The sequence below is a fragment of the Agathobaculum sp. NTUH-O15-33 genome (assembly GCF_033193315.1).
GTDB lineage: Bacteria > Bacillota > Clostridia > Oscillospirales > Butyricicoccaceae > Agathobaculum > Agathobaculum faecihominis_A.
Window position 1 is genome coordinate 390,600 of the sequence record NZ_CP136187.1, and the last position, 17,018, is coordinate 407,617.

The following is a 17,018-nucleotide window of genomic DNA, read 5'->3' on the forward strand; positions in this document are numbered from 1 at the left end:
GGATTGGTTAAAATAGATAAAACAAAGGACCTCTTTTTAACAAAATGCTTCATGACAGTACCTATGAGACATGCTATGATGAAGAGGTAATATAGCATTTTGTATAAGGGGATGTGTTTTGATGGCAAGGATCAAAAAAATAGTGGCTATGTTGCTTTGCTGTACGGTGCTGACCGCATTCCTTCCGGCGTTCGCGGCAGGAAAATCCGAGCCTGAGCCGCCGCCGTGGTGTGCCGCGTATGATTATACGGTTTTCCCAAATTCCGCGGCGTATGATGCCGATATCTGGGATCAGATCATCAGCCTGCGGAAGGATGCGGCTTCCGGCAGCAAGGATCATACCGAGGCGCTGCATGAAAAATTTACTGAGCTGTCCAAGACATTTGAGGATGACCCCGGCGTACAATTTGAACTGGGACTGATCAATTTTAAATATTTTTTGAACCGTGCAGATTCTATCGTTGCAAATTGCGGTTTTACGCAATTTGAAAATGCGTACCGTCGAAGCAGCGGCATGGACCCCTCGCCGTATGCCGCTGCGCTGTGGTATGCGCGTATGGGTACGATCTATTATAAACAGGAGACCGTCTGCTATAACCATTTGGAAGACGTGATGTCTTATCCGGAGTTTACAATGGACGGTTTCTTCGACACACCGCTCTACGATTTATATCCGCGCCGGGAACAAATTTGCCGGTCGCTTACCTATGTCGCGATCGATGGTCACTGGATCCTGCCGTATTCCTATGAAAAAACCGACATTGTCGAAATAGAAGGACGTGTTTTGATCCCGCTCGGTTACTTTACGGAGCACATGGGCTGCGGTTCGGAATGGGACGGGAAAGATACAACGGTCACCGTGCACCACGTACAGGACGAGATCAAACTCACGCTTGGCAGTACGACTGCTTATAAAAATGGGCAGTCCGTAAAACTGGATGTCGCTCCGTTCAGGCGTGATGGAAAAGCTTTTGTTCCGTTGCGCTCGGTCGCAGGTTTGTTGGGGCAGGTCGTTGAATACAGCGCGCCGAAGCAGTTGATTAACATTTTGGAGGATAAGTCGGTCGTCGGAAATTCCAATTTAGACGCATGGGCGCGCGCGATGGGTAGCATGATTAATTACATATCTTGGTTCGTCACACCGGATGAGTTCGGCGGTCTGCGACGCGGTACATTTGGCTCGACAACGGCGGTGGGCTCGTTTTCTGATACCGCGCCCGTGCGCGCAAGAGAAACGCTTTCCGGCAGTTGGGGCGTGTATAACCGCGAGGACCTGCTCTATCAAATCGCCGCATTAACGGAAAGCGGACACAATGACGCGTTCCTGAACGATGTTGCATATATCAATGGACTATCGCAAGCACAATATGACGCGTATCTGTCGAGCGGCGGCATGGATGCCTATATGATCCCCTATACCAAGGAGCTGGGGAAGAAATGGGGAAGCCGGGGGATCATGTGCTGGGATCTGTTCCGTGTCGGTAATCTGGTGCAGTGGGGATATATTTCAGGCTATCTCACGTATGCGGAGGCCTGCGCGATGGCGGAACCGGCTGCACGGAAGATATGCGCCGAGTTTAAAAACTGGGACGAAGCCTATGATAACTATCTGGACGGATATAATTGGTGGGCCCGCGTTGATTTATCCAAAGGAAAAGAGCGCGTGAGGCAAAAGGACTATGACCATATGAAAGCAAATCATAATAAGCCGGGAGATTTTCTGGACGATCAAATGTTCGAGCAAGGGGTAATTCCCGTGCCGGGGCTGAGCTATGAACAGATTTTAAAGGATGCAAAGATCGAAAGGTAACGTGAGGATATCTGTTTTTGTTCTGGCACAATGAAGCGGCATCCGCAGGGAAGAAGGGAGGCGTAGCGGCATGGGCTTTTTTCATAACGAGCTGGAATATCTGCAAAAGGAAAACCGTTTACGCCGAGAGTCTCTCAGCGAGGACAGCAACCGGTGGATTGATAAACTGATGCGCAGGCTGTTGACCGCGCGCGTCGGCCAGTTTGAGCGCGCCCGTGTTGAAAAAGAGCTGATCGGCAAGGCGCTCAAAGCGGAAAGCCAAGGCCGTGCCTGCTCCGGCAGGCGAGCGGATGAGGAAGCGTTTTTGGAATCGATTCTGACAGGACAGGGTGCGCGGGTCGGGGAAATGCTTCTGGATTCGCTATTTGACACGGCTAAAATGTTTTTTGTTTACTCGATTATTCCGTTTATCCTTGAACTGCTGGATTCTTTGGGCGCTCCGGAGCGGTTTTCCATGCAATTTTGGACGCGCGGCGCGCTGGAATATATGCTGTGGATGATCGGCTTGGCTCTGATCACAACGCTTATGATGCTCATTGCCGATCTGTTTGCGCTGCATCCGCGCATACGGAACGCGGTAGTGGTTGTTTTGGTGCTGGCAGTCATCCTGCTCCCTATCGTATTTTTTACGGATAAGCTCCCAAGGATATATAATCAGGTATGTGTGGGTACGGTGCTGCTGTCGGCCGTCTGGCTGATCGGCTCTCGTTTGCTGTGGAACGCTCATATCCATGCCGAGTCCGAGCGGCTTGAATGGCGGGACTGAATCCGCTGCAAAAAGGGCGCGCCTTCGGGCGCGCCCTTTTTTGCGGCAGATTCAAGAAGCGGCGGCAGAATTGCCGCTGCCCTGTTTAGCGTTGGCCAGCAGGAAGAAAATCTTTAGGAACAGGAAGATGATCGTATAGGCTAGGCCGAACGCGGCGGCCCATTCGTATTTCTTGGGCAGTTCGCGCTCGACCGCGCGCTGGATTGTATCGAAGTCGACCAGCAGGAAGGCGCACGCCACGATGATGTAGATTACGCCCGCGATCAGGCTGAAGATCGGATCGTTCTGCGCATAATGCACGATGCCGCGCAGCGGGGGGATGAGCGAAAGCACGAAGCCGATCAGGCCGCTGCACGCCACGGTGATAAACAGCGCGGTGACAACGGTACGGAATTTATGCCCCACCTTTACCTTGCCGGTTGCGTACAGGAAAGCCATGACGGCGACCAATACGATCGTGATGCCAAGCGCCAGAAAAATAAGCCCGCTGTATTCGCCGCCCATGGTCGCGCCCAGCCAAGTAATGGTGTAGGCGGTAGACAGGCAGTAGATCAGGCCCAGAATGGGAACGAGCGGGCGAATCGCAAATGCGAGCAGCGGCGAAAACACCGAGACGACCAGCGCGATGATCGCCACCAACGTTTCAATCAAGTAGATATGGTAGCCGCTCGCTTGGATCGCTTGCTCATCCGGCAAAAGCGCGTGCAGAATGAAGTACCCCGCCACGCCGGCCGCCGCCGCCAGCATGAAAAACAGGGTCTTTGCGGCAATTCCGCCATAGGTCGCCGGCCGCTCGGGGGACTGTTCCTCCACCCGATCAAGCTTCCGGATCATCGGATTCATCATCAGAGAGCCGCGCCGAGAAGGGGCTGCTTTTTCCATTGTATCCATTTTTACTCCTCCTTTATGGTTTCATTGTAGCGCTGTCTGTCGCAGCCTGTCAATCAAAAGGAAAAAAGAAAAGAAAAATTAAAATTCCGTGTGATATTTTGAACATTTGAAGTGTATTACTGATGAAAGGCCTTTCAAAATACCCCATAGACGAGGTGCACAATGCAGGACGAAGCCTTTGAAACGATCGTGCGGCAGTACCGGGACAATCTGTTTGCCATTGCGTTTCAATATACCAAAAACGCGGCTGACGCCGACGATATGGTGCAGATCGCACTGATTAAGTGCTACAAATCAGATAAATGCTTTGAAAGCGAGCAGCATATCCGAAACTGGCTCATTCGTGTAACGGTAAATGAGTGCAAACGCTATTTGGTATCCCCATGGCGGCGCTATACCGCGCCGATCGAGGACTATGCCGCAACGCTCGGGTTTGAAAGCCCGGAGCAATCGGCCCTGTTCTTCGCCGTGATGGCGCTGCCGCAAAAATACCGCGTGCCCATCCACCTATACTATTACGAGGATTATTCGGTGCGTGAGATCGCAGAAGTGCTCGGCCTGCGCGAAAGCGCGGTGCAGACCCGGCTGATGCGGGCCAGACAAAAACTAAAACAAACGCTGGAGGGTCAATATCATGAAGGAACTTTATAAAGCCACCTTTTCGCATTTGCATGCCTCCGGCAGAAGCATACGGGAGGAAAAAAACATGCGTATCAAACATTGGCGCAAGGGACTGGTGATCGGCGTCGCGGCGGCGGCGCTCATGGCTACGGCGGCGGGCGCGGTCAACGCGGCGACCGACGGCGCGCTGGTTGATTATATCACCTTTTCGATTAAGGGCGACATCAAGGAAAAAACCGTCAATCCGGACGGCTCGACAAGCTTTAAGGCAAAGGCGAGCGACGGCACGGATATCACCGTCACCTACCCCGGAGAAGAAGGCGGCAAGCTCGCCACCCTTACCCCGAAAGAAGGCGGCGACGCCGCGCCCCGTCTGGGTATTGAAGTAGGCGAATAACAAAAAAGGGCGCGTTGCAAAATAAAAGAATGTTCCAAATTCTTGTCATTCTGAGGAGCAAAGCGACGTAGAATCTCGCGCGAACGCGCGGCTTCCACGTTCATTCCGCGCGTTCGCGCGAGATTCTTCACTTCGTTCAGAATGACATACGGAAATTCTTTTGTTTTGCAACGCGCCCTTTTTTATGTTTTCTGCGGTAAAATAAAGTTGTCACAAAAGCCAGTCCTCGTTTGTGTTAAGGGTGAAAGGAGGAGGGAGCATGTATGATTGGACCGGAGAAGCGGACGCGGAACGCTTTGTCCGTACTTATGCCGATAGTATTCTGCGCCTGTGTTTGGCGCGCGGGTTGTCCCGGCAGGATGCGCAGGATATTTGTCAGGAACTGTTCCTGAAGCTGCTCACCGCCCGCCGCACCTTCCACGACGCGGAGCATGAAAAGGCGTGGGTGCTGCGCGCCGCGGGCAACGCTTGCAAAAACCTGCTGCGGGCTTCGCACCACAGCCGCCGCGCGCCGCTGGAGGAAGCGCAGACCGTTGCCGCGCCTGCAAGCGGGCCGCGCGCCGAAGTGCGGGACGAGGTGGAAAAGCTGCCCCCGCGCTACCGCGACACGGTGCGCCTGTATTACTTGGCGGGCTATTCGGCGGACGAGGTCGCCTGCATTCTGCACATTTCACCCGCCGCCGTGCGCAAACGGCTCGACCGTGCGCGCGACATGTTGAAAACCGGACTGGAAGGAGCTTTTGTATGAATGGATATGATCAGAGCGCCGGGTTTACCGAGGCGGAAAAGCTGGCGCTTACCGCGCGGCTGACGCGGGCGGCCGGAACGGCGCGCCGCCCTGTGCTTAAGCATGCGACACGCCGCGCCGCCGTGCTGTGCGCTGCGGCAATGCTGATGGTCGCCGCGGCGGGCGCGGCGGCCGTGGGGTACATTTGGCAGGGCCGTTCGCTGACCATTGAGGGCCAGCGCGTCAACGCCGACGCGCTGATGACGCTGCATGGCGATGGTTCGGCAACGGTGATCGTCACCGGCGCGAACGGCGAACACACCAGCATCGAGGTGCCCCCGGCGACCGTGCCCGGCTGGCTGGACGGCACGGCGGGAGACTTTACCGCCTCGTACGATTCGGAGGAGCCTTATCTGCTGGAGCCGCAGAATGGACGGCTGGTGCTCCGCATCCAGAACCGCGTGCCGCTCGATGTGACCGATTTGCTGGGCGAAGGCTATACCTTCACCTATGCGGACGGCGACGGTACGCAAAAGACCGCGACCGTGAAGGGCACGGTGGAAAACTACGCCGTGGAGTAAAAAAAGCCGGGCTGCTGCAAAAATGCAGCAGCCCGGCCAGCTTGTCAAAGAACCCCTTCGCGCCGCAGCGCGCATAAAATAGGATTTTGCCGCTTGCGGCAAAATCCATAAAAAGCCGCGACATGTGCGTGGTTTTTTATACAAACCGGCTTCAAGTGTGCCTGTAAGGCGCGCGCAGAAGTCGGAATTCTCGATCGAAATGGGGCTTTGTTTCGATCGACAGACTGTCAAAAATAGTTTTTTGACAGTCTAACCGGGCTGCTGCAAAAATGCAGCAGCCCGGCGTCTTTTTTATGTCCGTATAGCGGATTGCCCCTCATAAGGTGGAAAACCGTTTCATAGGCAGAACGCGCAAACCCACATAAATAGGGATTTTCTAAAAATCCGTGGACTAGCCAGCACGATCTGTAACAGTATGGTGATGTGAGCAAATACGCCTTGACGCAATAAGGCCAAGTCGCATCAATTTCGCAGCTTGATATAATCACAAATCGTACTGGCTGCGGCTTCCACACCGCACGAGCTGTCGATACAGAGGTGATAGCCGTGAGGATCGCCCCATTCGCCGCCCGAAATACTGTTATAGTAGGAAGCGCGTGCCGCGTCGGAACGTGCGATGCTTTTCCACCCCGCTTCTTCCGTGTCGCCGTACATTTCCATCACCTTTTTCACGCGGTATTCTTTGGGGGCGTGGATGAAGATACGAACCACATCGGGGTAATCACTTAAGACGTAGTCTGCGGCGCGGCCCACAAGCACGCACGAGCCGCTATCGGCAATCTTGCGGATGATCTGTTCCTGCGCGATGATCGCTTTTTGAACCACATTCGTACTTAGGTACAGGGAGCGCAGCAGTTCCGGCGCATTTTCATTGATATTCGATACAAAGCTTCGGTCTAAGCCGATTTGCTGTGCGGCCAGCGCGGTCATCTCCTTATAGTAACAGGCTACACCCATTCGGTCCGCCACCAGTTGGGCGATTCTCTTGCCGCAGGAACCATGCTCGCGGGCGATCGTGACAATGACCCCTTTCTGCGATGGACGGATCACCGTACTTTCCGGGACAGGCTCTCGGCCTTCGCGGGATTCCATTGTTTTGAAATAGCGCACCGTCAAGCACACGGCAACGATCATACCAACGATATCTGAGGCGGGCGCGGCAAATAGGATAGCATATATGCCGCTGCCGGGTTGGTTTCCCTCGAAAAAAGCGGGGATCAGAATCACAAGCGGCACAAAGCAGACGATATCGCGGGTCAGGGACGCGATGACCGCCATGACAGGTTTGCCCACAGCCTGAAAGAAGATGGAGGACATTTTGATCACACAGGTAAAGATGACGAGCGACAGGAAAATGCGGAACGTGCGCGTTGCGTAATCCAGATAAAGCGCATCATTTCCGGAGCCGAAAATATGGATTACAACCTGCGGGCAGATTTCAAAAATCAAAGTAGACACGGCGCCAACCGCGAGCGTTGCAATGAGAATCGTGCGGTACGTTTCCTTGACGCGATCATACTTTTTCGCGCCGTAATTGTAGCCTAAAATCGGCTGCCCGCCAAGGACAATGCCGACAACGATGTTGATGACAATGGTAAACACCTTGGTTTCAATGCTGATGACCGAGATCGGGATATCCTGCCCGTAAATGGACAGAGCGCCGTATTTGGCAAGCATGATATTACAGGCCAAGGAAATGACGACGATGGACATTTGCGTAATAAAAGAAGATGCGCCTAGTTTCAAGGCGTTGGTAAAAATTTTGAAATGCGGCACAAAGCTCTGCTTCGACAAGCGAAAGCTCTTGGTTCTAAAAAGTACAGTACGCTCACGAGAAACGACACCGTCTGGCCGATCACCGTTGCCCATGCCGCACCGGCGATCCCCCAGTCCAGACCGAAGATAAAGACCGGGTCAAGAATGATATTCAAAATCGCGCCTAGCGACATGGACGCCATGGAAACCGCCGGACTTCCATCCGCGCGAATGACGGCGTTCATCATATTCATCAGCATAAAAGCCGGAAAAAAGCAAAGCACGATGGTGAAGTATTCCATTGCCATTCCGATCGTCTGGTCCGACGCGCCGAACAACCGGAGCAGAGGTTCTTTCCATACCGCGCAGAGGGCCAGCATGATCATACTGAGGATCAGCGTGACCGTTATGCCGGTTCCAATACAACGGTGCGCATTTTGTGTATCTCTTTTCCCTTGACAAATGCTGAGATAGGCGGCGCAGCCATCCCCAATACACCACGCAAAGGCTTGCGCGATAATCAGGATAGGAAATACAATACCCGTGGCCGCGTTGCCAAGATACCCCAACGCGCTGTTTCCGACAAAAATCTGGTCAACGATGTTATAAAGCGCGCTGATGAGCAGTGAGAGGATACAGGGAATCGAAAATTTAACCAGAAGTTTCGATATTTTTTCCTCACCCAGCATTCGATTTTGTTTTGTTTGTTCCATGATTCTCCTCCTAATACAGAATGTATGATTTGGAGTCTTTATCAGAGAAAAGCTGCCTAAAAACTGCGGAGGACAAAAAAATAGCGCGTAGAATTCGTTCGGAATTCTACGCGCTTAGCTGTCCAACTTGATCATAATATCATATTTTTAGTTGAAAAGTCAAGAAAACCTTTTTCGCCTAAGGCGAAAAAACACATAAACAGCATACGCTCAATCGATCAATGTCATTTAGTTAAGGAATTTTTATAAGTTTGTCATCCTGAGCGAAGCGAAGGATCTCGCGCGAACGCGCGGAATTTACCAAAATCGCGCGTTCGCGCGAGATTCGCTCTCATTCGATCGCCGCTCGGCGGCGAAATGAGGATAGAGGACTACGGTCTCGTCACTCTGTTCCTCAGAATGACAATCGGATAAAGCTTATCTTAATGACATTGCTCAATCGATACGGATTTTTATAACGTACTGAGCCCGGGGAACACCCGCGCCAGCAGAAAGAACAAGATCGGTAGGAACATGGCGGGCAGCAGGTTGCCGACCTTGACCTTTTTATCAAACATTAAGTTGAATCCGATGGCGAAGATCAAGACCGAGCCGATGCACGACATTTGCCCGATCAGCTCGTCCGACAGCCAAGGGCGGATAAACCGCGCCAGCACCGTCATGCCGCCCTGATAGACGCCGAGCGTCAGCACGGACAGATACACGCCCTTGCCGAGCGAGGCCGCGAACACAATGGCGGCCACGCCGTCCAAAACGGCCTTGGCGGCCAAAATGGAGGGGTTGCCGTTCAGCCCATCCTCCAGCGCGCCGACGATCGCCATCGCGCCCACGCAGAACAAAAGCGAGGACGCGACAAAGCCTTCGACAAATTTTCCGTCCTGTCCGCCGCCCGCGAACCGGGCCTGACACCATACGCCAAAGTCGTTCAGCCGCCGCTCGATATCGAGCGCCTCGCCGATCAGCGCGCCCAGCATCATACAAAGAACCAGCAGCATGGTGTGCTGCGTGGCAAGCTTACCGTTCTGTATCGTCACCAAGCCGGAGACCGCGCCGCCGATGCCGATAAAAAAGGTGCACAGACCGAGCGACTGCGAGATCGTGCGCTCAAACCGTTTTGGCAGGCCGTTTTTGAGCAGCAGGCCGACCGTCGTGCCCGCCAGCACGGTGCCCACGTTGATGATTGTTCCAAGTCCGATCATAAGTAAAACCCCTCTAATGTGCGCTAACCTAAGTATTATAGCACATGAGAAGGGTTTTGCAAATCATTTGGTATGCTGAAAATATTCAACCGCGGCGACCACGCCGGTCAGCACGCCGCAAACCGGGAAGATGAGCCAGCCCGGGTCCCACAGATCGCCGAGAACGCCCATGCATAGGTAGATCATGGCGGCGATCGGGAACGTAACGCCCGCGAACAGCGCGGTCAGGCGGTATTTGACGCGGCCTCCGTGAGTCGTGTTGTCATTGATCGCGTTGATGAGCTGCACAGTGTCCTGCACATCGTCGCTGTCGCCCAGACCAAAGAACCTTTTGTAGTAGTTATCCCGCTGGCATGCCAGAATGATAAGCGCGACGCCCACCCCGATGCAGACGAACATGATGAACTGTCCAAGAAGAAAAATATTTGAAATGCCGTCAAAAAAGTTGCGCGCAATGGGGGAAAGGATAAACAGTGCGACCGCGACCGCGATCAGTAAATGCTTGCGGTCCAGATAGGCGCGGTACTCTTCGCGCAGCGCGGGGTCTATTTCAGGCTGCCGTGATGCGCCGGGTCCCGCCGGGGCGGGCGCTTCGTTTTCTATGCCGAGCTCCGCGCGCAGCTCCTCCGCCGAACCGATGGAGGCGACGACCAGCCCCACCGCTTCGTGTTCACCCTTGCCCTCGGCGCGCAGGGCGTTGTATTTCTCCTCTAAATTGGCCAGCATATCGATTTTTAGCTTTAAAATATCCGCTGTTTGCGGCAGCGGGGCGAACAAGGCCTCCACATAATTACGAATCGTTTCCATTCGTATCCTCCTTTATAAATGCGTCTACGACGCGCTTCAAAACCTGCCATTCGGCGCATTTTGCCGTGTAGGCCCTGCGTCCCTCGTCCGTGATGGTGTAATAGGTGCGCGGACGGCCTTGCGTTTCCGTGCCCTGATACGAAGCGACAAAGCCCTGTTTTTCCAGCCGCCCGAACGCGGAGTACAGCGTGGTTTCCTTGATCGGGTACTCGCCGCCCGACCGCCTGTCAATCTCGCGCGAAATGGCGTAGCCGTAGCTGTCGCCCTGCATCAGCAGGCAGAGGATGAGCGTATCGTTATAGCCGCGCATCACGTCGCTGCCCAGCATAGTTTCGCCTCCTCTACTTCATCTGATGGGGTAATTATAACAGGACTACTACGACAGGTCAAGTAGTTTTGCAAAAAAATCCCCGCCGGTACAGAAATACCGGCGGGGATTTGGGCGGGCCTATGCATTGTCCAGATCGATGATCAGCTTTTTACAGTAGGAACAGTAGAACGCGCGGGCTTCGGACCGCTGCGTGGGCACATGGGTGCCGACCGACAGCCCGCCCGCGGCCCAAAGGCCAAACAGAAGCTCCTTGTCCTTTGGGAGCCACTTGAGCGCCTTTCGATCGCCGAGCAGTTTACCATCCAGCAGTTCCTTGCCGCAGTAGGGGCAGTTTGCCATGGTCAGCACCTCCAATATTGATTTATGGGACATAGCGGAGCGTTCCCCGGAAATGCGAGCCGCCGGCGCGGGCGGCGGGATCGGGCAGGGTCAGTGCGAAAAGATCGTCCGCGAACGCGTCCCGCCGCAAGGCGGGCTGCAAAGCCTCCGGGAGCCGCTTTTCCGAAACGGGCTTTACGATGACCGGCAGCGCTTTTGGCGCGCGGCGGAGCAGCGCGCGGCCCCTAGGGCCGAGGGCGAGCACGCGCAGATAAGCGGGGGCGACGGGCGCGTTTGCCGGTATGGAAAGCGCGGCCCGCAGGTATGCGCGGCGCACGCGGGCGGCGGGAAAACGCCGCGTCTGCGCGAGAGCGACAGCTTCTTCATAGTCCCGCGCGCGGTAGACCGCCTTTTGCAGGCGTTGGTCGAAGCCGTCCGCCGAGCCGGTGAGCAGCAGACCGTGATAAAGCCGGTCCCGCAGCAGGGCGAGCAGCGCGCCTTTGGGCGCCGCCGCGGGGGCAAGTCCCCTTGCCGCGCTGTCCGCCAGCAGGCGATAAGCGTCTAGCGGCATATAGGGCGCGCACGCGGCGAGCTTGCCCGCGTAGGCAAGGCCGCGCAGGTAGGAAGCGGAGGCGAAGCCCTCCGCCGGGGCCGCGGCCCCGTGGCCCGCGCCGCGGCGGGCAATGGCGAGCGGCCGCATCGGCGTGTCCGCGAGCGCGCGGCAGTATTCCACCGCGAGCGTATTGTTTGGCGCGGAGAGCAATACCGCGGCGGCGGGATCGATCCGCTCCAACGCCTTTTGCCGCGCCGCGGCATAGGAAAGGCCGCGCGGCAGCGTGGGGGCGGGTTGCGCGTCCACCGTATCGAGCAGGCGGGCGGCGTGGCAAAGCAGGTCCGTATCCGCGGTCTCGCTGCCGAACGATAGGGTGTCGCACCCGAGCGCGGCCAGCGTGGCCACGGCGCCGCGCGCAAATCCTTCGGCGGAGCAAAGCGCGGCCGCGAGCGGCAGTTCGACGACCAGATCGGCCCCGCCCCGCACGGCCATTTCGGCGCGGGTGTATTTATCCAGCAGGGCGAACGAACCGCGCTGCACGAAATTGCCGCTCATCACGGCGATGATCGCCGTTTCCGCGCCGCAAATACGCCTTGTTTCGGCCAAATGATGCGCGTGGCCAAGGTGAAAGGGATTATATTCGGCAATCACGCCGCAGATACGCATGGGCCGCTCCTCAAAAAACAAAATTTTGGGTTGTGCAATCGGTTCAAATCGTGTAAAATAGGTTATACGAACATTATATCTGCTTTTGCGGCTTTGTGCAAGCCGCTAAAATACGGGCATGAGGGAGTTTTGAAAATGAAAGTACTGGTCATCAACGCCGGCAGCTCTTCGCTGAAATATCAGCTTATGGAGACGACGACCAACGATGTCATGGCCAAGGGCCTTTGCGAGCGCATCGGCATCGACGGCGTGCTGGTTCATACGGGCAATAAATCGGATGAGAAATTCACCATCCACACGCCGATGGCCACGCATTCGGAAGCGATTAAGGCGGTTATCGACATCCTGCTCGATCCCGAAAAGGGCGTTATCTCTTCGATGGACGAGATCGACGCGGTGGGCCACCGTGTGGTACATGGCGGCGAATTCTTCTCGGACAGCGTGATCATCACCGATAAGGTGCTCAAGGCGATCGAGGACTGCGTACCGCTCGCACCCCTCCACAATCCGCCCAACCTGATCGGCATTCAGGCCTGCCGCGAGGTCATGGGCCCGGATGTGCCGATGGTCGCGGTATTCGACACCGCGTTCCACCAGACCATGCCGCAGGCGCACTACATGTACGCGATCCCGTACGAGTATTACAACAAGTATAAGATCCGCCGCTATGGCTTCCACGGCACCAGCCACAAGTATGTTTCCCAGCAGGCGGCCGAAATGCTCGGCCAGCCGATCGAAAACCTCAAGCTCATCACCTGCCACCTTGGCAACGGCTCCTCCATCTGCGCGATCAACGGCGGCAAGAGCTATGATACCTCGATGGGCTTCACCCCGCTGGACGGCCTGCCGATGGGCACCCGCGCGGGCAACATCGACCCCGCCATCATCGAATTTTTGGCCGAGCACGAAGAACTCTCCGCGGCGGAAGTCATCAATATCCTGAACAAGAAGTCCGGCATGCTGGGCATTTCGGGCGTATCGTCCGATTTCCGCGATCTGGACGCCGCGATTAACGACGGCAACGCCCGCGCGGCGCTGGCCAAGGATATGTTCAACCTGTCGGTCAAGAAGATCATCGGCTCCTACGTCGCTGAAATGGGCGGCGTGGACGCGATCATCTTTACCGCCGGCGTCGGCGAAAACGACCGTTCCGTCCGCTGGGACGTGTGCGAGCACATGGAGTACCTCGGCATCAAGATCGACCCGGAAAAGAACAAGTTCCGCGGCCGCCAGATGGATATCTCGATCGACTGGGCGCGCGTGCGCGTGCTGGTCATCCCCACCAACGAGGAACTGATGATCGCCAAGGATACCGAGCGCCTTGTAAACGAGGCCGAATAAGCAAAACCGAAAAATGGGGGCGGGGCGCTTGGCTCCGCCCCGCTTTTTGCGCGAAGGGAGAAACGTATGGAAGAAACGGCGCTGCGGCGCGAGCGGAAGATCTGCTCGGCGCTGGGGCTGATGCTGCTGGCCGTTCTGCTCTGCTCGGTCGTTTGGTCGTTTTTGATGAGCGGCCTATATTATATGACGAACGGCGCGATCCCTTACGTGCTGTATCTGGCGCTCACGTTGGTCGGGCATTATGCTTTGTCGCTGCCGCTGGCGTTCCGCATGGTGCGGAGGGTGCCGCGCGTCGAACCCGCGCGGCGGCCGGTCGAGCCGCTCGCGCTCGTCCGGTGGATCGTGATCGGCCTGTCGCTCACATGGGTCGGGGCGCTCGTCGGCGTGGTGGTAAACCAGCTGATCTATCTGGCCACCGGGCGCGTCTCGTCGAATGATCTGGACCAGATCATCGATATGATGCCGGTCGGCTTGGTGGTGTTGTGCGTCAGCGTCATTGCGCCGGTGTGCGAGGAGATCGTTTTCCGCTACCTGCTGGCCGGGCGCTTGGCGCGGTATGGGCAGGCCTCGGCCGCGTTTATCTCGGCCCTGTTGTTCGCCGCGTTCCACGGCAATTTTTCGCAGTTTTTTCTGGCGTTTGCCGCCGGGCTGCTGCTTGCCTATGCATATTTCCGCACCGGCCGGCTGCTCGTGCCCATCCTCATCCACATGGCGGTGAACTTTTCAAACAGCGGCGTGGCGCTGCTGCTGCCGCCGAGCGACACGGCGTATGCCCTTTACGGCTTTGTCTCGCTTGTGATCACGGTGGCGGGGATCGCGCTGCTGATTTGCGGGCGGCGGGATATCCGGTGGGACAGCGGCTGGCGCAAGCCGACGCTTCGCGCCGTGTTCCTGAATCCGGGCATGGTGCTGATTTTCGCGGCGTGCTTTGCCGAATTTGCCATGACCGCATTTCTTTATTAGGAGGAGACCTATTCATGCTACTCGACCTGCACATGCACACCGGCTATTCGGAGGATGCCGAGCCGCATACCGTGGAACAGAAGGTGCGCGCCTGTATCGATCGGGGCTTGGAGATCATCGCGATCACCGATCATCTTGATTTTTGGCACCATTTGCCGCCGCAGGCCACCGATATAGAGGGCTGCATCCGCGATATGCGCGCGGCCAAAGCGGTGTTCGCGGAGGATATCGAGCTGCTGGTCGGCGTGGAGATCGGCCAGCCCTATGCCGATCCGCGCGCGGACGCGTTTTTAAAGACGCACGCGTTCGATACCGTGATCGGCTCGGTGCACGGCATGCCGAATGATGTGGATATCTATTTCCACGATTTTGAGCGCCTCGACTGCGACCGGTTTTTAAAGGATTATTTTGCGGAGCTGATGAAGCTGACGGAATACGGCGGGTTCGATGTGCTGGCGCATATCGATTATCCGCTGCGCGTGATGCGGCATGGGGATTATGTGCCCTCGTTCGATCAATATATGGATCGCGTGGAGCAGGTGCTGCGCGCGTGCATCGCGCGCGGCTACGCGCTGGAGCTGAACGCGGCGGGGCTGGCGGGCTGGCAGAAGAAAGTAGGCCCGCCGGAAAATATACTATATGAATATAAACGCCTTGGCGGCGAGCGCATATCGGTCGGCAGCGACAGCCATTCGCTGGAAACCGTGGGCCGCGGCATTGAGGAATGTCTGGCGCTGGCAAAGCGCGCGGGCTTCCGGTCGGTTACCGTATTCCGGGATCGCAGGGCGGAACAGGTGGAGATATAAGTGATTTTGGGGAGAAAACAACAGGTGGAACGGCGGGAAACAACGATTTTAGCGCATGCGAAGATCAATTTAACACTCGACGTCACCGGACGGCGGGAGGACGGCTATCATCTGGTAAAAATGGTGATGCAGTCCGTCGCGCTGCATGACGAGGTGCGCGTCGCCACTGTTTCGGGAGAGCGGAAGGGACGCGGCATCGTTTTAACGTGCAGCTTGCCTTATCTGCCGGTGGATGAGCGCAATTTGGCGTACCGCGCGGCGGAGCGCTTTTATGTGGAGACCGGCCTGCTGCTCGAAACGGTGGAAATTCATATCGAAAAGCGCATTCCGGTCGCGGCCGGGCTCGCGGGCGGCTCTACCGACGCTGCGGCTGTGCTGCGCGCGCTGAACGATCTGACCGGCGCCGGTCTTTCGCTGGACGAGCTGTGCCGCATCGGCCTAACGCTGGGCGCGGATATACCCTATTGCCTGCGCGGCGGCACCATGCTGGCCGAGGGGATCGGCGAAACGCTTACGCCCCTTGCGCCCATGCCGCCCTGCTGGGTGGTGCTGTGCAAGCCGCCCTTCGCGGTATCGACCAAGGAAGTGTACGAGGAAATGGACGCGGTGGAGCCTGAAACGCGTCCCGACACGGACGGCATGATCAAGGCGTTGGAAGCGGGCGATCTAGCGGGCGTTTGTAGTAGGCTGTGCAACGTGATGGAGCTTGTCACCGGGCAAAAGCGGCGGCAGATTGGCGAAATCCGCGCGTTTCTCACGGAAAACGGGGCCGCCGGTACCGCGATGAGCGGCTCCGGCCCCACGGTTTTCGGCCTGTTTACCGATGAAGGCCGCGCCCGCACGGCGGCCAAAATGCTGCGCCACCGCTTTGCGGATACGTTTTTTACAAAAACAGAATAAGTAAAAGCCCTTCGGGACATACTGAAGCATTCAGATTGTTCCGGAGGGCTTTTGACATGAAAAAAATGGACAGACACAGCCTGTGCGCCGTGATGATGGCGCTGACGATGCTTTTTACCGGCGCGTTTTCTCCCTTGCAGCCGAAAGGCGCGTGGTGGTGCACGGCTTTTTCCGTGCTGCCGGAACAGGCGGCGGAAACGCAGCGTGTAGATGACGGAGAAGTGGTCTTCAAATGGAAACTCGGCGAGTGGCTGGGACAACTGCTGAAGGCTTGAGTCAGCGGTCTTTCCTGTTGAAACAGGCGCTTTGCTGTGCTATAATGGCAAAGAAGCAAGAAATGCCATTACGACGGAGGATAACATATGAAAGTGATTAACGAAAAAGGCAAGCTGTTCGGCGTGATCAATATCGTCGACCTGCTCGTGCTGCTGGCGGCGATCGCGGTCGTGCTCGGCGTGGGGTACAAGCTCTTTGGCCCGCAGATCGAAGCGGCAACGCAAAAGCAGGTAGAAATGACCGCTGTGATCCGTGTGCGCGGCGCCACGCCTTTTTTGGTGGCCGAGGTAGAGCGGAACAGTCAGGTCGGCAAGCAGCTTGTCAGCGGCAACGACTATGTGAATGCCACCATCGAGGATATGTACATTGACGACTATGTGCAGCAGGTGACCACGGCGGACGGCCGCATCGTCGACGCGCTGGACGGCACCAAGCGCGATCTGGTCTTTACCATTAAGACCACGGTGGCGCAGGGCACGGCCTCGCCCAAGATCGGCACGCAGGAAGTCCGCGCGGGCCGTACCTTTATCCTGAAAACGAACGATTTTGAGACCACCGGCAATATCGATTCGGTCGATATCGCCAAGGAATAAGCGT

Annotated in this window: 20 protein-coding genes; 12 read left to right on the forward strand and 8 right to left on the reverse strand. The window is 56.5% G+C overall.

Annotation, left to right across the window (positions count from 1 at the left end; all coding sequences use genetic code 11):
- Nucleotides 1–121 precede the first annotated feature (121 nt).
- Entirely contained in the window at nt 122–1,810 is a 1,689-nt protein-coding gene (locus tag RWV98_RS01980) for a stalk domain-containing protein (RefSeq protein WP_317863422.1), read from the forward strand.
- 70 nt (nt 1,811–1,880) lie between these two features.
- Nucleotides 1,881–2,576: a hypothetical protein gene (locus RWV98_RS01985; RefSeq protein WP_317863423.1), complete on the forward strand. Its 696-nt coding sequence runs from the start codon at nt 1,881–1,883 to the stop codon at nt 2,574–2,576.
- 51 nt (nt 2,577–2,627) lie between these two features.
- On the opposite strand, the gene RWV98_RS01990 is transcribed toward RWV98_RS01985, so the two are convergent.
- Nucleotides 2,628–3,467, reverse strand: a complete 840-nt coding sequence (locus RWV98_RS01990; protein WP_317863425.1) for a Bax inhibitor-1/YccA family membrane protein — start codon at nt 3,465–3,467, stop codon at nt 2,628–2,630.
- A gap of 162 nt (nt 3,468–3,629) precedes the next feature.
- On the opposite strand from RWV98_RS01990, the gene RWV98_RS01995 reads away from it, so the two are divergent.
- From RWV98_RS01995 to RWV98_RS02010, 4 genes are all read left to right on the forward strand, one after another.
- A complete protein-coding gene (locus tag RWV98_RS01995) occupies nt 3,630–4,118 on the forward strand; it encodes a sigma-70 family RNA polymerase sigma factor (protein WP_317863426.1) in 489 nt (162 codons plus the stop codon).
- A 55-nt stretch (nt 4,119–4,173) separates the two neighbouring features.
- Entirely contained in the window at nt 4,174–4,485 is a 312-nt protein-coding gene (locus RWV98_RS02000) for a hypothetical protein (protein WP_317863428.1), read from the forward strand.
- A gap of 259 nt (nt 4,486–4,744) precedes the next feature.
- The gene (locus RWV98_RS02005; protein WP_317863429.1) at nt 4,745–5,233 is read left to right on the forward strand and encodes an RNA polymerase sigma factor; all 489 of its coding nucleotides are present in this window, start codon (nt 4,745–4,747) and stop codon (nt 5,231–5,233) included.
- A complete protein-coding gene (locus tag RWV98_RS02010; RefSeq protein WP_317863430.1) occupies nt 5,230–5,793 on the forward strand; it encodes a hypothetical protein in 564 nt (187 codons plus the stop codon). The genes RWV98_RS02005 and RWV98_RS02010 overlap by 4 nt, the downstream gene beginning before the upstream one ends.
- A gap of 462 nt (nt 5,794–6,255) precedes the next feature.
- Here the strand turns inward: RWV98_RS02010 and RWV98_RS02015 are convergent, their stop codons facing one another.
- The 7 genes from RWV98_RS02015 to RWV98_RS02045 form a co-directional block, all read right to left on the reverse strand.
- Nucleotides 6,256–7,569: a cytidylate kinase family protein gene (locus RWV98_RS02015; RefSeq protein WP_317863432.1), complete on the reverse strand. Its 1,314-nt coding sequence runs from the start codon at nt 7,567–7,569 to the stop codon at nt 6,256–6,258.
- Nucleotides 7,536–8,261 carry an MATE family efflux transporter gene (locus RWV98_RS02020; RefSeq protein ID WP_317863434.1) on the reverse strand — a complete coding sequence of 242 codons (726 nt, stop codon included), beginning with the start codon at nt 8,259–8,261 and terminating at the stop codon, nt 7,536–7,538. The genes RWV98_RS02015 and RWV98_RS02020 overlap by 34 nt, the downstream gene beginning before the upstream one ends.
- A gap of 452 nt (nt 8,262–8,713) precedes the next feature.
- The gene (locus tag RWV98_RS02025) at nt 8,714–9,460 is read right to left on the reverse strand and encodes a DUF554 domain-containing protein (protein ID WP_280963275.1); all 747 of its coding nucleotides are present in this window, start codon (nt 9,458–9,460) and stop codon (nt 8,714–8,716) included.
- 63 nt (nt 9,461–9,523) lie between these two features.
- Nucleotides 9,524–10,267 (reverse strand): permease prefix domain 1-containing protein, encoded by a 744-nt coding sequence (locus RWV98_RS02030; RefSeq protein WP_317863436.1) that lies wholly within the window; start codon nt 10,265–10,267, stop codon nt 9,524–9,526.
- Nucleotides 10,251–10,595, reverse strand: a complete 345-nt coding sequence (locus RWV98_RS02035) for a PadR family transcriptional regulator (RefSeq protein WP_280963277.1) — start codon at nt 10,593–10,595, stop codon at nt 10,251–10,253. The genes RWV98_RS02030 and RWV98_RS02035 overlap by 17 nt, the downstream gene beginning before the upstream one ends.
- 120 nt (nt 10,596–10,715) lie before the next feature.
- Nucleotides 10,716–10,970 (reverse strand): PF20097 family protein, encoded by a 255-nt coding sequence (locus RWV98_RS02040; RefSeq protein WP_280963278.1) that lies wholly within the window; start codon nt 10,968–10,970, stop codon nt 10,716–10,718.
- Complete coding sequence (locus RWV98_RS02045; protein ID WP_317863439.1) at nt 10,960–12,135, reverse strand: nucleotidyltransferase family protein; 1,176 nt, start codon at nt 12,133–12,135, stop codon at nt 10,960–10,962. The genes RWV98_RS02040 and RWV98_RS02045 overlap by 11 nt, the downstream gene beginning before the upstream one ends.
- 135 nt (nt 12,136–12,270) lie before the next feature.
- Here RWV98_RS02045 and RWV98_RS02050 point away from each other — a divergent pair, with 135 nt between their 5' ends.
- From RWV98_RS02050 to RWV98_RS02075, 6 genes are all read left to right on the forward strand, one after another.
- Nucleotides 12,271–13,476 carry an acetate/propionate family kinase gene (locus RWV98_RS02050; RefSeq protein WP_280963280.1) on the forward strand — a complete coding sequence of 402 codons (1,206 nt, stop codon included), beginning with the start codon at nt 12,271–12,273 and terminating at the stop codon, nt 13,474–13,476.
- A 66-nt stretch (nt 13,477–13,542) separates the two neighbouring features.
- Nucleotides 13,543–14,439: a CPBP family intramembrane glutamic endopeptidase gene (locus tag RWV98_RS02055; protein WP_317863442.1), complete on the forward strand. Its 897-nt coding sequence runs from the start codon at nt 13,543–13,545 to the stop codon at nt 14,437–14,439.
- Nucleotides 14,440–14,453: 14 nt separating this feature from the next.
- Entirely contained in the window at nt 14,454–15,245 is a 792-nt protein-coding gene (locus tag RWV98_RS02060; RefSeq protein ID WP_280963282.1) for a histidinol-phosphatase HisJ family protein, read from the forward strand.
- Between the two features lie 6 nt (nt 15,246–15,251).
- Nucleotides 15,252–16,145 (forward strand): 4-(cytidine 5'-diphospho)-2-C-methyl-D-erythritol kinase, encoded by an 894-nt coding sequence (gene ispE / locus RWV98_RS02065; RefSeq protein WP_305147515.1) that lies wholly within the window; start codon nt 15,252–15,254, stop codon nt 16,143–16,145.
- Nucleotides 16,146–16,201: 56 nt separating this feature from the next.
- Nucleotides 16,202–16,420, forward strand: a complete 219-nt coding sequence (locus tag RWV98_RS02070) for a hypothetical protein (RefSeq protein WP_280963284.1) — start codon at nt 16,202–16,204, stop codon at nt 16,418–16,420.
- Nucleotides 16,421–16,507: 87 nt separating this feature from the next.
- Nucleotides 16,508–17,014 carry a DUF4330 domain-containing protein gene (locus RWV98_RS02075; protein ID WP_280963285.1) on the forward strand — a complete coding sequence of 169 codons (507 nt, stop codon included), beginning with the start codon at nt 16,508–16,510 and terminating at the stop codon, nt 17,012–17,014.
- Nucleotides 17,015–17,018 lie beyond the last annotated feature (4 nt).

Bases quoted from the DNA above. Each gene is read 5' to 3' on its own strand.
- RWV98_RS02025 (WP_280963275.1), bottom strand. From the start codon at position 9,460: ATGATCGGACTTGGAACAATCATCAACGTGGGCACCGTGCTGGCGGGC.
- RWV98_RS02030 (WP_317863436.1), bottom strand. From the start codon at position 10,267: ATGGAAACGATTCGTAATTATGTGGAGGCCTTGTTCGCCCCGCTGCCG.
- RWV98_RS01995 (WP_317863426.1), top strand. From the start codon at position 3,630: ATGCAGGACGAAGCCTTTGAAACGATCGTGCGGCAGTACCGGGACAAT.
- RWV98_RS02075 (WP_280963285.1), top strand. From the start codon at position 16,508: ATGAAAGTGATTAACGAAAAAGGCAAGCTGTTCGGCGTGATCAATATC.
- RWV98_RS01985 (WP_317863423.1), top strand. From the start codon at position 1,881: ATGGGCTTTTTTCATAACGAGCTGGAATATCTGCAAAAGGAAAACCGT.
- RWV98_RS02000 (WP_317863428.1), top strand. From the start codon at position 4,174: ATGCGTATCAAACATTGGCGCAAGGGACTGGTGATCGGCGTCGCGGCG.
- RWV98_RS02035 (WP_280963277.1), bottom strand. From the start codon at position 10,595: ATGCTGGGCAGCGACGTGATGCGCGGCTATAACGATACGCTCATCCTC.
- RWV98_RS02055 (WP_317863442.1), top strand. From the start codon at position 13,543: ATGGAAGAAACGGCGCTGCGGCGCGAGCGGAAGATCTGCTCGGCGCTG.
- RWV98_RS02040 (WP_280963278.1), bottom strand. From the start codon at position 10,970: ATGTCCCATAAATCAATATTGGAGGTGCTGACCATGGCAAACTGCCCC.
- RWV98_RS02050 (WP_280963280.1), top strand. From the start codon at position 12,271: ATGAAAGTACTGGTCATCAACGCCGGCAGCTCTTCGCTGAAATATCAG.
- RWV98_RS01990 (WP_317863425.1), bottom strand. From the start codon at position 3,467: ATGGATACAATGGAAAAAGCAGCCCCTTCTCGGCGCGGCTCTCTGATG.
- RWV98_RS02060 (WP_280963282.1), top strand. From the start codon at position 14,454: ATGCTACTCGACCTGCACATGCACACCGGCTATTCGGAGGATGCCGAG.
- RWV98_RS02010 (WP_317863430.1), top strand. From the start codon at position 5,230: ATGAATGGATATGATCAGAGCGCCGGGTTTACCGAGGCGGAAAAGCTG.
- RWV98_RS01980 (WP_317863422.1), top strand. From the start codon at position 122: ATGGCAAGGATCAAAAAAATAGTGGCTATGTTGCTTTGCTGTACGGTG.
- RWV98_RS02070 (WP_280963284.1), top strand. From the start codon at position 16,202: ATGAAAAAAATGGACAGACACAGCCTGTGCGCCGTGATGATGGCGCTG.
- RWV98_RS02020 (WP_317863434.1), bottom strand. From the start codon at position 8,261: ATGGAACAAACAAAACAAAATCGAATGCTGGGTGAGGAAAAAATATCG.
- RWV98_RS02005 (WP_317863429.1), top strand. From the start codon at position 4,745: ATGTATGATTGGACCGGAGAAGCGGACGCGGAACGCTTTGTCCGTACT.
- RWV98_RS02045 (WP_317863439.1), bottom strand. From the start codon at position 12,135: ATGCGTATCTGCGGCGTGATTGCCGAATATAATCCCTTTCACCTTGGC.